The organism is Rossellomorea sp. NS-SX7 (assembly GCF_052828565.1).
In genome coordinates this window covers 1557111-1570463 of sequence record NZ_CM128249.1, presented here as the reverse complement: position 1 = coordinate 1570463, position 13353 = coordinate 1557111, and the positions used below count along the sequence as shown (strand labels likewise).

Here is a 13353-nt window from a genome sequence, read left to right as displayed (position 1 = left end):
ATCAAAAGTAATTCACAAACTCTATGTTTAAAGTCATGAAAAATGGTTGCAATTGAATATTTTCGTGTTAAAATCAGTATGTTTGCATGACAGAGAGCAGTCTATAATCTACATAGATTACGTATAAAGGTTAGGAGGTATAGGTATGACCTGGGAAGTACTGAGCATCATCGGAACCATTGCATTTGCTGTATCCGGAGCCATCATTGCCATGGAAGAAGAATATGACATACTTGGAGTATATATATTAGGGATTGTTACCGCATTTGGCGGAGGGGCTATCAGGAATTTACTTATCGGTGTTCCGGTCTCTGCTTTATGGGAACAGGGAATGTTGTTTCAAATTGCCCTTTTAGCCATTACAGCTGTTTTTATGTTTCCGAATAACCTGTTAAAACATTGGAGGCGCTGGGGCAATTTCTTTGATGCTGTAGGTCTTTCTGCGTTTGCAATCCAAGGTGCTCTATATGCTTCTGAGATGAGCCATCCCCTTTCTGCAGTCATAGTGGCTGCGGTATTGACCGGAAGCGGCGGAGGGATTATCCGTGACCTTCTGGCGGGAAGAAAGCCGCTTGTTTTGCGCTCTGAAATATATGCGGTCTGGGCAGTCATGTGCGGGGCTGCAGTGGGGCTCGGCATCACAAGTTCTTCATTTGAATTGTATACGTTATTCATACTGACAACATCATTACGTGTTCTTTCTTATTTATATAAATGGCGATTACCGAATAGAAGTCTCCGTGCACAAGGGTGACAGAATAGAAGAGGCTGGGACAAAACTAAAAAACTACCACATAAAGACGAACAATTTGAGAGTAGGCTCTTAATACCGCTAATGATTTCCGTGCAAGACTTCGCTTTCCGCGGGTAGCCCGTGAGCCTCCTCGGGTGCGGGGTCTCACATGTCTAGCTACAGGGCTTAGAGGCACAGGTCATAAGCCTCTGAGCAAAGCCCTTCCGCTTTTCCGATAAGCTACTCTTCCTGCAGGAGTCTTCGTCTTGCACTCCAATCAACCGCTAGAAAGAGCTAAATCTAAATGTCCATTAGATCAAATTAATAACCCGAACTAATTTGTCTTTTATACCACAAATTAGTTCGGGTTTTACTTAGGCTAAAACACTTTTGTCCCAGCCTCTTTAGTATGAATGCATTTCGTTTGTTGTCTTCATCACTCTGTGGAACCCTTTGTAAATATCAAATCATTGCTCCTGATGGTGAGCAAATCGTTTCTTCCATAACTATTTTCCAAGAGTAGTCTCATTGCTTGGGCGCGGATTGATTTTTCCAGTATGTTTCTAACGTACCTGCCATTTGAAAATGCCATGGATGAAAGTGAATGTTTTGCAGAGTGCAAATGCTCCCGGATCTTTCGTTCAGCGTCCGAACTTAATAAGTATTGTTTTTCATCCAGCATCCTTTTCCCGATTTCCATCAATTGATCGACAGAATAATCCGGAAAATGAAACACGAGCGGAAACCTTGACTGCAGCCCTGGATTTAACGTAAGGAAATGATCCATCTCCTTTGAATAACCCGCAAGAATAAGGATGAAATCATGCTGTTTATCTTCCATATGTTTTACAAGTGTATCAATCGCTTCCTTCCCGAAATCCTTTTCTCCGCCTCTTCCCAGGGAATACGCTTCATCGATGAATAATATCCCTCCTAAAGACTTTTTGATCAGGTCCCTTGTCTTTTGGGCAGTATGACCAATATATTCCCCGACAAGATCTGCCCTTTCAGCTTCAATCAGATGACCTTTTGACAAGACGTTCATCTTCAAAAATAATCTGCCTATTATTCTTGCTACCGTCGTTTTTCCAGTACCCGGATTACCCTTGAACATCATATGAAGGGCTTGCTTTCCTGCTTTCAATCCCATTGATTCACGTTTTTTATTCACATATATCCATGCATAAATTTCTTTTACCATCTTTTTCATTTCTTCCATTCCGACAAGAGACCCTAACTCTTCTTCAATCTCCTTTAATGCCACATGCTCCTGAGGAAATGATGGGGGCAGGGTATCGGGCTTAAGTGTGTCCCTCACTGAATTGCGTTTCTGTGAATTAAGCACGATACTGATTTGTCCATTATTTTTCATTCTCATTGGTTGCTGTTCCAAAGATTTCACCTCACCATTCTACAGACAGTATACGCTTAGAGGCCTTTTGGGTGACAAACGCCTATTATTCCTTCTCTATTTCGACACGCAGATATTAATGAAAGAAAACGAATTGAAAAAAACGCAGAATCCTGTCATATCTTGCGCTTTCCCGAGAAATATACAGAAAACTGAACGTATTTAGAACGATTCCCAAGTTAGATCCCGGTCACATCTTCAACAGCAAAGTAAAAAAAGAAGATGAACTGAGATTCTCATATCATTCTATTCAAACGTTCCCCTTTTCATTATTTAAAAGTATAAATTTACGAGGAATATCGGTTAAAAAATAAAAAAGCTGCCCGATATTATCAGGCAGCCTTGTCAGTTACAATCGATTAGAACCAGAACTAAACGTTTAATTACTTTCTTCAAAATTTATTTGAACATTTCGCTGAGGTGCGAATGTTGAAATGGCATGCTTATAAACAAGCTGCTGTTTCCCTTCACATTCAAAAAGAACGGTAAAATTATCAAATCCCTTTACATGACCTCGGATTTGAAAGCCATTTAAAAGGAATACCGTACACATTGAATTATCTTTACGCAGTTGGTTGAGAAATTGATCTTGAATATTAATGGATTGTTTCATGTTTAGTCCTCCTCCTCTATCTCTACTTACTAATTCGACTTTAGTTCAAGCTTTCCTGCAATGAATTCAGAAATCTGCTTGATAATTTCAGGGTGGTGCTGCTCATCGGTCATGTCAAACCAGGATACATCCATCTTATTGCGGAACCAGGTTAACTGCCTCTTTGCATATCTCCGGGAATTCTGCTTGAGGTTTTCGATTGCATGCTCCAGACTTACATTCCCTTCCAGGTAATCATATATCTCTTTATAACCGATGGCTTGAACGGATTGAACCTCACGCACTCCACGATCAAAAAGGGTTTTCACCTCTTCTATGAGCCCTTCATCAATCATGAGATCAACTCTCATATTGATCCGGTTATAAAGCTTTTCCCTGTCCATGGTCAAGCCGACCAGAGCGATGTCATAAAGCAAATCATCCGATTGATCTTCCTGATAATCCGTCATCGTCTTCCCGGTACAATGATAGATTTCCAAAGCCCGAATGACCCTTCGTGTATTGTTTGGGTGGATATTTTTTGCAGCTTCGGGATCAACGCTCTGGAGATGATCATAAAGGGGTGCAATTCCGTTTTCCTTCACACTTTCTTCAAGTTTCGTTCGATACTCAGCATCACCTGGTACATCCGTAAACTGGTAGTCAAAAATGACAGATTGTATATATAAACCTGTCCCGCCTACAATCATAGGCGTTTTTCCCCGTGAATGGATTTCCGTGATCTTTTCTCTGACAAGCTGTTGAAACTCTGCAGCAGAAAAGGGCTCCAGGGGATCTTTAATATCAATCAGGTGATGCGGAACCCCTTCCATCTCTTTTTCAGTTATTTTCGCTGTACCGATGTCCATACCTTTATAAATTTGCATGGAATCGCCGCTGATGATTTCCGCATCAAAGGTTTTGGCAAGGTGAATGCTGGTATTGGTTTTCCCTACAGCAGTCGGGCCGATGAGTACGATCAGTTTTTGTTTGGTGGTGTGATCCATGCTTTCACTGCTTTCTATGTATATCTTCCTTTACATATTATCGTACCATAATAGTTTATAAAATCACATCTTGATAGTATAACCTTTTTCTATTTTTTTAATCATATTTTGTACCTAAATGAAAAAAATCCGTCTTATACCCTTAAAAAAAAAACTCATTCAAAGGTATAAGACGGCAATTCATTCAGCCTTTAACACTAATTTATTATCTTTTTTCACTTCGTTCATTGACGTTTTATGATAATCGCCCTGCACCCATGCATCGACTTGATTATCATACCATTCACTCTTGAAGTGGCCTGCCTGCCCTGGTCCTACAATATGATATCCTTCAGAAAGGTTTGCTGCGTCTATTACAAATCTCCATGAGGCACCGTGGTTAACGATCCCTTTCTGATTGTAACTAGCTGCCTGAACGGTGACCCTGCTTCCTCCGACAGGAGCGGGATCTTTCCTGTTAAAGAACCATTCTAAAACTGGTGAAGCACTTGAAATGGGATGCTCAAAATAAACTTTATGGTAATCCCCCCATTTCCATTCATCCATGGAAGGACCGTATTTATCCTCCAATTCTTTTATGGCTTTACCCAATGATTCTTGCAGATACGCTTGATAACCTCCGAAAGGTTCAAACCAGGGAGATACGTCCCCTATATGAGCTCTCCGCAGCATTTCATCTACAATACTTTGACGCCCTTCAAAAAGATCCATCATTTCCTCAGGTATCTCTTTTTTAAACATATCCATTGATAAAATGTTCATCCATGAATGAAATAACAGTGGTGCTGCCTGCGATTTATCATCTTTATAATCCCATACTTCAAGTATTTCAAGAGCTTGTTTTTGTTCTGATGACAATTCTTTCTCTTTCATATCCTTTAATAAATTCGGTAGAAACTCAGCAGCATGCAAATTGATTTGGTCCATTTGAAGATCTTTCATATCCTGTATCGTTAAGTCATCCTTTTGCTCCAAATACTGAGCAATTCTCATATATCTGTATGGCTGAGCCCAGTGATGACTGATGTGATAAGGGTAACTGTCATCAATGACTTTATTATTGGCAGTAGCTATATACCCTTTCTCCGGATTCACAACCGAAGGCAGTTCGTCAAATGGAATAAAACCCTTCCATTCATAGTCCGGATCCCACCCCGGAGCAGGCATCAAACCGTCACCCTTATTGCGAATAGGTATTTTACCATTCGCTTTATATGCAATCGTGCCATCCTTTGCGGCAAACACAAAGTTTTGGGTAGGAGTATGAAAGTCCTCCAGTGCTTTTTCAAATTCTTCCCAGTTACCCGCCTTATTCATATCTATTATGGCTTGCAGTTCCAGACCGGGATCTAAAGCGGTCCACCTCAGTGAAAGGGCATGTTCCTTATCCTTTTGATGAGTAAAATCTGAAATGATCGGTCCATGTCTCGTGATGACCACTTCATAAGGAATCATTTCTTTCCCTTTTACAGAGATCGGTTCCTCGATCACAGTCGCTTCTTCCCACTTGTTATCATACAGAAAAAGTGATGAATCCTGTTTGTGTCTTTTTTCTATATATAAATCTTGAACGTCCGGTCCCGTGTTTGTAACTCCCCAAGCGATTTCCTCATTGTGCCCAAGGATGATCCCTGGGATCCCGGCGAAGATCACACCACTTACATTCATTTCTGGGGCCTTCAAATGCATCTGATACCATATGGAAGGAGCCCCGAGTGATAAGTGCGGATCATCAGCCAATAAAGGCTTTCCGCTTTTGGTTTTTCCCCCGCTCACCACCCAGTTGTTGCTTCCGTTAAATTCGGGTGGGATGACCGCTCCGGCAAACGAGTCCTCTATGTCTATTGTAAACTCACCGATGGCAGAGAGAATTTCAGGAGCATCTTCCGGATACGATGGAAACAGGTCGTATGCTTTTTCCTCAGGGAGGTTTTTCAATGCCCAATACCGGAATGCCTGTCCGTGCCAATGTCCCCCCAGATCAAAAGCCATGTATTTTCCGATGGTCAATGAATCCACCGGTTTCCACTCTTCTGGCTTGTATCCCATGAGAGTAAATTCGACCGGCAGCCTGCCTTCTTCATCCGCTTCCTTTATGAACGCATTGACCCCTTCGGCATACCATTCCAGGATTTGCTTTGCTTCTTCCGGATAGGCTGTATAGGATACTTCAGCAGCCCTCCTCAGACCCAAAGTTCGAAAAAATTTATCCCTTTCCACCGTTTTTTCCCCAATGATTTCACTTAAACGACCCGATGCCTGCCTTCTGCTTAAATCCATTTGGAATAATCGGTCCTGCGCCTGGACATATCCCTGTGCTATGAATAAATCTTTTTCGTTTGTTGCCGATATATGCGGGACCCCTTGTTCATCCCTGATAACCTCCACATCTTGAGACAATCCGCTTAACGCGATAGTCCCTGTCGTTACGGGCAATGACCTTTCTATATAGACATTCACCCCAATGACACCTGCTCCCAAAAGAATAAACAATATTCCAAGCGCCCATAGTAAAATATCTGACCGTTTTTTCTTTTTTAGCGGTTGAAGTTCTACTCCACCATTCATCTTACTCCCCCTGTATGTTTTCGTTGAAAATTCAGAAATATCTTATTATTTATAATTGGCTCTTTATTCACTATTTCCTTCTTATTTTCAATAAAATGACAGAGTAGTAGAACGAAAGGCGATTCACCTTTCGTCCTACTTGTTCGCAGTTTGAATTTTACCACCATGACTAATGATAAGGCTTATACCGCTCACCAGGAAAAATATAGAGCACCCATAAAAGATATAGTGGATTGTAAAGTAATTTAATAACAGCCCGGTCCCCATGACGGCAAAACTTGAGCTTAGCGACGTCCAATAATGATAGTTTCCGATCATCCTGCCCCTGCTGCCATCATGTGGAATCTCACTGAGTACCAGCTTTTCACTCGTCTTTTGTACAGCTCCGAGAATCCCAAGGATAATCTGAATCATGTAAACCATTTCTATTGAATTGACAGAGGGTATGACAAGGAATATAAAACTCATACCAACAGCATAAAAGATTAAGAGTTTCAAACCTCCTGAATGATCTGCCAGCTTCCCTATCAGGCGGTGACAGATTGCTGCACTCAACGTGAATAATCCATATGCAAATCCAAATGAAGAAACTGACCTGCCTATATTCTGTATAAACAGCAAGTAGAACGGAAATGATACACTGGCTGCGGTCATGGCGAAACTTTGAGATAATATAAACCATCTCATAAGCCATACTCCTCATAAAATTGATTGATGAATCGTTCGTCAGGGTCGAGCCTTCTTTTCTCCTGAAAGAATTTCTCACTATTCGGATATGCCACTTTCATCTGTTCTTTCGAAGGATACTCATAATAGGGCAAATAGTAGCTGCCTCCGTGTTCTAACGTAATATCGATCATTCCCCTCACTGTTTCCCCTGTCTCGGACATATCCTCTTTAGTCATTCCTTGATTGATGAGGAGAACCAGTGCAAACATATCCTCTTTAGCAAAAGACATCACTGCTTCATTGTTCCTCTCAACATAGCGGACGGTAATGTTAATCAGGTTTAAATCTCTTTTCTGGAGATACGTCCTTAAGTCATTGATGTATTCTTCATATTCATCTACAGGCACAAAATATTCCTGTAAAATATCAGTATCATTGTTTGATTCATATTCAAGGAATTCAGATTCGGAACGCATTACGTTGTTTCTCGTCACCAATTTCTCATTTCGTTTTAGAAAAAATGCCTTCTGCATGTCCCAGAATGCATCTTTACCCCAATCGAAATCACGGGATAATCCGAGCAGGAACTTTGTTAAAAAAGTGAACCTTTCCTCTTTAAGTTTACTGTACATGCTGTATTCACTTTGGTTTTCTCCAGAATAATAATCTGTTACATACATTTCTTCCAAAAAAGAGTGCGGAGCTGTAGAAATCCTCGCTAGATGCATCTCAACCTTTTCATCAGCCAATACATGCTTCTTAAAATATTCCGTATACTCTTCGTGTGACAGTTCTTTCGTTCTCATCGTATATAATTTATCTTCTGTTAACTGAAGCTCCACATCAAGGATGACCCCGAATAGGCCATACCCACCTATCACCAAAGGAAAATACTCGCTGTTTTCAGTCCTGGATACCTTTATGATCTTCCCGTCCGGTTTCAATAACCTGAACCAGTTGACCGTCTCGATCAACGACCCGTTTCGTATATCCCTTCCATGAACATTAACAGACAGAGAACCTCCGATTGTAAATATGTTTTGTGACTGCATCACTTTTACCGCTAAACCATAAGGATTCACTGCCTGTTGAATATCATCCCATGTTGCCCCGCTTTGTACGTGTACGGTCTTATTCTCAGGATCAACATGAAGGATTTCATTATATTCCGTCATATCCAAGACGACCCCATCTGGATAATACGTATGCCCCCCTTGACTGTGCCGTTTCCCCGAGACCGATATCTTTAATTCGTTTTCATTCGCATTTTTGATTGTTTCAATCATACTTTCCTCTTCTTTGCCTTTTACCACTTGTTTAATTTTAGTCGGCATTAACCGGCCCACGTCAGTCATGACATTTTCTTCTTCTTTTTCTAACGAAATAAAAGTAAAGACTGAAGAGTATGCGAGTAAGAGAATGAGGATAATAAACATGCTCTTTTTCTTTATAGGATCTAAAAACATTTCCAACTCCCCCAACTAATTCCTTTTAGTGTAATTTTACACTAAAAATGAAATAATTCAATAATGCACTGAAAATATTTTACAGAACATAATGAGCATCGAAGTGGTTAACATAATAATATTATTGGGTGTAGTGGTAAAAAAAAGAAGCCTGGTTCTGCCAGGCTTCTTAAATCGCATTTACATGATTCGTTTGAACATTTTTTCCATTTCATAGGTAGAGTAATGAATGATGATGGGCCGGCCATGAGGACATGTGAAAGGATCGGTCGTTCTTCTCAATTCATCCAGTAACGCAAGGATTTCATCATTCCTCAGATGATGATTGGCCTTGATCGAACCTTTGCAGCTCATCATGATTGCTGCTTCTTCCCGCAGCTTCCTGATATCCACCCTGTTCATCTTAAGCACTTGTTGAATCATATCTTCGATCGTTTCTTTTTCTTCCCCTGGCGGAAACCATTGTGGATGAGCACGTACAATATAGCTGTTATGCCCAAACTCTTCAAGGAATACCCCGACCTCTTCAAGGGCTGACCTGTTTTCATTGATTTTTATATACTCATCCGTGGAATACTCCAAAGTCATCGGTACGAGCAGCTCTTGAAGCTCCTTCGCCACCTGTCCTACCTTTTCTTTGAAAAATTCATACTTGATGCGTTCTTGGGCAGCATGTTGATCGATGATATAAAGACCTTGGTCATTTTGAGCAAAAATATATGTGCCGTGCATCTGTCCTACTGGATAAAGAGGGGGAACCCTCGGTGATTCAATGATATCTTCATCCAGTCTGGTCTCTTCTGCATGATTCATTACCGTTTCATCTACCATGCTTTCTTTTGTGTCATGATCTGATGTCGTCATTTCACTGGCCAAAGGTACTTTCTCTTCTTTCACCAATTGTTGTGCATCATAGGCCTCTTTCTCATTCACATCCGCATTCGGAAGGTGTTTTTCGTTAACAGACCATGAAGAACGTGTTTCTTTGTTTACGGATGCATGGCTGTGATCCAGGTCCATATACGTTTGTTCAGACTTAGCTTTTACGGTTCTCGGAACAGGAGCTCCAGAAGGAATAAGTTCTTTCCGTTTAAAGATAGCCTTGATCCCATCTGTCACAAGCGCATTCAATTCACTTTCCTTGCTTAAGCGCACTTCCATTTTGGAAGGATGGACATTCACATCCACGAGAACAGGATCCATTTCAATATCCAGTAAGACAATCGGATGCCTTCCAATCGGAAGCAGTGTATGATACCCCTCGCCTATGGCTTTAGCCAAAGCATAATTCTTAATGAACCTCCCGTTGATCATCGTGGAAATATAATTTCTTGATGCACGGGTCACCTCAGGGAGAGAGACATAGCCATTTATGCGGAAATCAAGCGTACTCACATTGATAGGGACCATTTTTTTTGCAATTCCCACTCCGTAAATGGCCGCCAATACTTGAAGAACATCACCGTTTCCATTCGTGTGAAGAAGAGATTTGCCATTATGCAGCAGTTTAATAGATACATCCGGATGAGCCAGTGCAATACGATTCACCACATCACTTATGTTTCCCAGCTCTGTATGAATGGTCTTTAAGTACTTTAACCTGGCAGGAGTATTATAGAAGATCTGCGACACTGTAATATCGGTGCCTTTTCTTGAAGAAGTCTTCTCCAACTTTTGGATTTCTCCTCCATGAAGCTCTATGAATGTACCAGGGCCATCCCCTGTACTGGTCCTCATAGTGAAGTGAGAAACTGAAGCGATACTTGGCAGGGCTTCCCCTCTAAATCCCAGTGTACGGATCCGGAAAAGATCATTTTCATCTTTTATCTTAGAGGTTGCATGGCGGCTAAAAGCTGTCTCAACATCTTCTTCTTCGATTCCATCTCCATTATCGATGATTCGGATTGAATTTAGACCCGCCTCTTCAATGTGGATTTCTATTACGCTTCCATTTGCATCAATACTATTTTCCAAGAGCTCTTTTACGACCGAAGCGGGCCTTTCAACAACCTCGCCTGCGGCAATTTTGTTTGAAAGCGAGTCGTTTAGTTGAAAGATTTTTGCCACGTTTACACCGCCTTTAGTTTTTTAGCTTCTTTTGGATTCCATATAAAGTGTTCATCGCATCCAATGGGGTCATTTCAAGGATATCGAGTTTTTTTAGTTCATCCAGTAGTTTCTTTTCTTTCGATGTAATGGATGAATCCTTTGTTTCCCTCTTCTCTGTCTGGAAGAAGGATAGCTGAGCGTCATTGATCACAGAGCCTTCAGACTCTCTCTCTTTCGTGACCGCTGCTTCCTGATTTGATAAAGTCAGCCCATCTTCCTTTTGCTCAAGCTGCAATAAGATCTGGTTCGCTCGCTGGATCAGTTCCTTCGGCAGATCGGCAAGTTCCGCCACATGAATACCGTAACTTTTATCAGCAGCCCCATCTTTAATCTTGTGAAGGAATACAAGCTTTCCGTTTTGTTCCATTGCACTTACATGTACATTTTTCACTTTGCTTAATTCTTCTTCAAGAATGGTCAATTCATGATAATGAGTAGAAAACAGCGTTTTTGCACCGATGTTCTCATGAATATATTCAATGATTGCCTGCGCAAGTGCCATCCCGTCATATGTGGATGTTCCGCGGCCTATTTCATCAAATAGGATCAGACTCTGCTGCGTCGCATTGACGATTGCATTTTTTGCCTCAAGCATTTCAACCATGAATGTACTCTGGCCTGAGATCAAGTCATCCGCTGCACCGATACGCGTGAATACCTGGTCAAAAATCGGAAGATCTGCTTTCTCTGCAGGTACATAACAACCGATTTGGGCAAGGATGGATGTCAGCGCGATTTGACGCATGTACGTACTTTTACCAGACATATTGGGTCCTGTGATTAACAGCATTTCCCGCTCTGAATCCATAAAGCAGTCGTTTGGTACATATTCCTGTGCACCCATGACTTTTTCAACAACGGGATGACGTCCGTCATTAAGGATGATTTTACGTTCCTCATTAAATGAAGGCTTATGGTAGTGCCTTTTTTCACTTACCGTTGCAAAACATTGAAGAACATCCAGTTCACTGACAAGTCTCGCCAGTTTCTGAAGGCGTGGAATATATTCTTTCACCGTTTCGCGGATCCCGAGAAACAGTTCATACTCCAGCTCAACGGACTTTTCATCTGCCTGAAGAATAAGAGACTCTTTTTCTTTTAATTCAGGTGTGATGAAACGTTCAGCATTTGTTAATGTTTGTTTTCTTTCGTACCGTCCCTCTTCTAAATGCTGCAGGTTGGCTTTTGTCACTTCAATGTAATAACCGAATACACGATTAAAACCGACTTTCAGTGAACGGATTCCCGTACGCTCTCTCTCTTTACGCTCGAGCTCTGCAATCCAGCTTTTCCCGTTCTTACTTGCATCACGGTACTGATCCAGATCGTCATGGTAACCATCCCTTATGATGCTGCCTTCTTTTATTGAAAGAGGAGGATTGTCCACAAGTGCCAGTTCCAATATATCAGTCAGGTCTTCACACGGATCTAATTCCGAAACGAGTTGATCTGTTGCTTCATTGCCCATCGTCTCAACAAGATGCCTTAAAACAGGGACCTGCTGAAGTGATTTTTTCAACTGGATCAGATCGCGTGCATTTACGTTTCCGAAGGCTACCCTTCCTGCCAACCGCTCCAAATCATATACTTCTTTCAGACGTTCCCTCAGATCCTGTCTTTCAAAGAATCTTTCAAGGAGGACTTCCACTACTGTCTGACGTTTTTGGATGTCCTTTAATTGGATAAGTGGACGATCTATCCATTGCTTAAGGAGACGTGCCCCCATTGCGGTCATCGTTTCATCCAGCAGCCAGAGGAGTGAACCTTTCTTTCCTTTGGAACGGATCGTTTCGGTCAATTCGAGGTTCCTTTTTGAATAATAATCCATCTTCATATATTGATAGATATTGTACGTCTCTACCTCCTGCAAATGATCCAGGCTTCTCTTCTGGGTACGGAACAAATACTGAAAAAGTCTGGAGGCAGCCTCTTTCAGTTTATCCTGTTCGAGGGATGAAAGAAGATGAGAGAATGAAGGATCGGGTCCCGTTTCCCCTTCAAAGGAAAGTGTAAGCTCATTTCTTTCATTGATCTTTCTTTGGATCTCCTCATCCATATCAGGTGGAAGAACAACTTCTTTTGCCCCGATTGTCGATAGTTCATTTAATAATGATTGGACCCCTTCTGTTACAAGGGTCACTTTCGATTCACCTGTAGTGAGATCACTATATGAGAGACCGAAAGTACAGTCGTCAAAAGGTGTCACGGAAGCGATGTAATTGTTTTCCTTGTCATTCAATCCCTTGCCGTCCATTACCGTACCAGGAGTGATAAGCTGTACCACTTCCCTCTTTACGACTCCCTTTGCCTGCTTCGGATCCTCTGTCTGTTCGCATATGGCAACTTTGTACCCTTTATCAATCAACTGTTCTATGTAATTAGGTGCAGAGTGATAAGGGACCCCACACATGGGGATTCTTTCCTCGCCGCCGCCATCACGGCTTGTCAGCGTTATCTCAAGTTCTTGGGACGCAGCTATCGCATCATCAAAGAACATTTCATAAAAATCTCCAAGACGAAAAAATAAAAAGGCATCCTGATAATCTGCCTTCACCTGTAAATATTGCCTAATCATCGGCGTATATTGAGTCATGGTTCGAATCAAACCTTTCATGCTAATTCTACTAATCTCGACTATTCATTATATCATACTGACCAAAAAAGGAGCACGTAGCAGATTGAGGAAATGCGAAAAGCGGAAGGGCTTTGCTCAGAGGCGGGTGGCATAAGACGAACCGGCCATGAAGGCGCTCTTTGCCTTCTTGGACGGTTTGGCTTATGACATGTGCCTCTAAGCC

General features: G+C 41.6%; 9 protein-coding genes. 1 reads left to right on the top strand and 8 read right to left on the bottom strand.

Annotated features, from left to right (window positions below; genetic code table 11):
* Nucleotides 1–145: 145 nt before the first annotated feature.
* Entirely contained in the window at nt 146–754 is a 609-nt protein-coding gene (locus ACUXV2_RS07625) for a trimeric intracellular cation channel family protein (protein ID WP_446246415.1), read from the top strand.
* Between the two features lie 415 nt (nt 755–1169).
* On the opposite strand, the gene spoVK is transcribed toward ACUXV2_RS07625, so the two are convergent.
* The 8 genes from spoVK to mutS all read right to left on the bottom strand — a co-directional run bounded on the left by spoVK (nt 1170) and on the right by mutS (nt 13148).
* Entirely contained in the window at nt 1170–2111 is a 942-nt protein-coding gene (gene spoVK / locus ACUXV2_RS07620) for a stage V sporulation protein K (RefSeq protein ID WP_446247019.1), read from the bottom strand.
* Between the two features lie 412 nt (nt 2112–2523).
* Nucleotides 2524–2757: an RNA chaperone Hfq gene (gene hfq / locus ACUXV2_RS07615; protein WP_446246414.1), complete on the bottom strand. Its 234-nt coding sequence runs from the start codon at nt 2755–2757 to the stop codon at nt 2524–2526.
* A 29-nt stretch (nt 2758–2786) separates the two neighbouring features.
* On the bottom strand, nt 2787–3743 hold the full coding sequence (miaA, locus tag ACUXV2_RS07610) for a tRNA (adenosine(37)-N6)-dimethylallyltransferase MiaA (protein ID WP_446246413.1): 957 nt from the start codon (nt 3741–3743) through the stop codon (nt 2787–2789).
* A gap of 180 nt (nt 3744–3923) precedes the next feature.
* Entirely contained in the window at nt 3924–6311 is a 2388-nt protein-coding gene (locus ACUXV2_RS07605) for a penicillin acylase family protein (RefSeq protein WP_446246412.1), read from the bottom strand.
* 135 nt (nt 6312–6446) lie between these two features.
* Nucleotides 6447–6998 (bottom strand): MFS transporter, encoded by a 552-nt coding sequence (locus ACUXV2_RS07600; RefSeq protein WP_446246411.1) that lies wholly within the window; start codon nt 6996–6998, stop codon nt 6447–6449.
* Entirely contained in the window at nt 6995–8446 is a 1452-nt protein-coding gene (locus tag ACUXV2_RS07595) for an FAD-binding oxidoreductase (protein ID WP_446246410.1), read from the bottom strand. The genes ACUXV2_RS07600 and ACUXV2_RS07595 overlap by 4 nt, the downstream gene beginning before the upstream one ends.
* 180 nt (nt 8447–8626) lie before the next feature.
* Nucleotides 8627–10513, bottom strand: a complete 1887-nt coding sequence (gene mutL / locus ACUXV2_RS07590; protein WP_446246409.1) for a DNA mismatch repair endonuclease MutL — start codon at nt 10511–10513, stop codon at nt 8627–8629.
* A 13-nt stretch (nt 10514–10526) separates the two neighbouring features.
* Nucleotides 10527–13148, bottom strand: coding sequence for a DNA mismatch repair protein MutS (gene mutS, locus ACUXV2_RS07585; protein ID WP_446247018.1), 2622 nt, complete (start codon nt 13146–13148; stop codon nt 10527–10529).
* Nucleotides 13149–13353: the final 205 nt, after the last annotated feature.

What these genes read in the sequence shown, in the direction of transcription:
- mutS (WP_446247018.1), bottom strand. Translation starts at nt 13,148, where the DNA reads ATGACTCAATATACGCCGATGATTAGGCAATATTTACAGGTGAAGGCA.
- miaA (WP_446246413.1), bottom strand. Translation starts at nt 3,743, where the DNA reads ATGGATCACACCACCAAACAAAAACTGATCGTACTCATCGGCCCGACT.
- ACUXV2_RS07625 (WP_446246415.1), top strand. Translation starts at nt 146, where the DNA reads ATGACCTGGGAAGTACTGAGCATCATCGGAACCATTGCATTTGCTGTA.
- ACUXV2_RS07605 (WP_446246412.1), bottom strand. Translation starts at nt 6,311, where the DNA reads ATGAATGGTGGAGTAGAACTTCAACCGCTAAAAAAGAAAAAACGGTCA.
- spoVK (WP_446247019.1), bottom strand. Translation starts at nt 2,111, where the DNA reads ATGAGAATGAAAAATAATGGACAAATCAGTATCGTGCTTAATTCACAG.
- ACUXV2_RS07600 (WP_446246411.1), bottom strand. Translation starts at nt 6,998, where the DNA reads ATGAGATGGTTTATATTATCTCAAAGTTTCGCCATGACCGCAGCCAGT.
- ACUXV2_RS07595 (WP_446246410.1), bottom strand. Translation starts at nt 8,446, where the DNA reads ATGTTTTTAGATCCTATAAAGAAAAAGAGCATGTTTATTATCCTCATT.
- hfq (WP_446246414.1), bottom strand. Translation starts at nt 2,757, where the DNA reads ATGAAACAATCCATTAATATTCAAGATCAATTTCTCAACCAACTGCGT.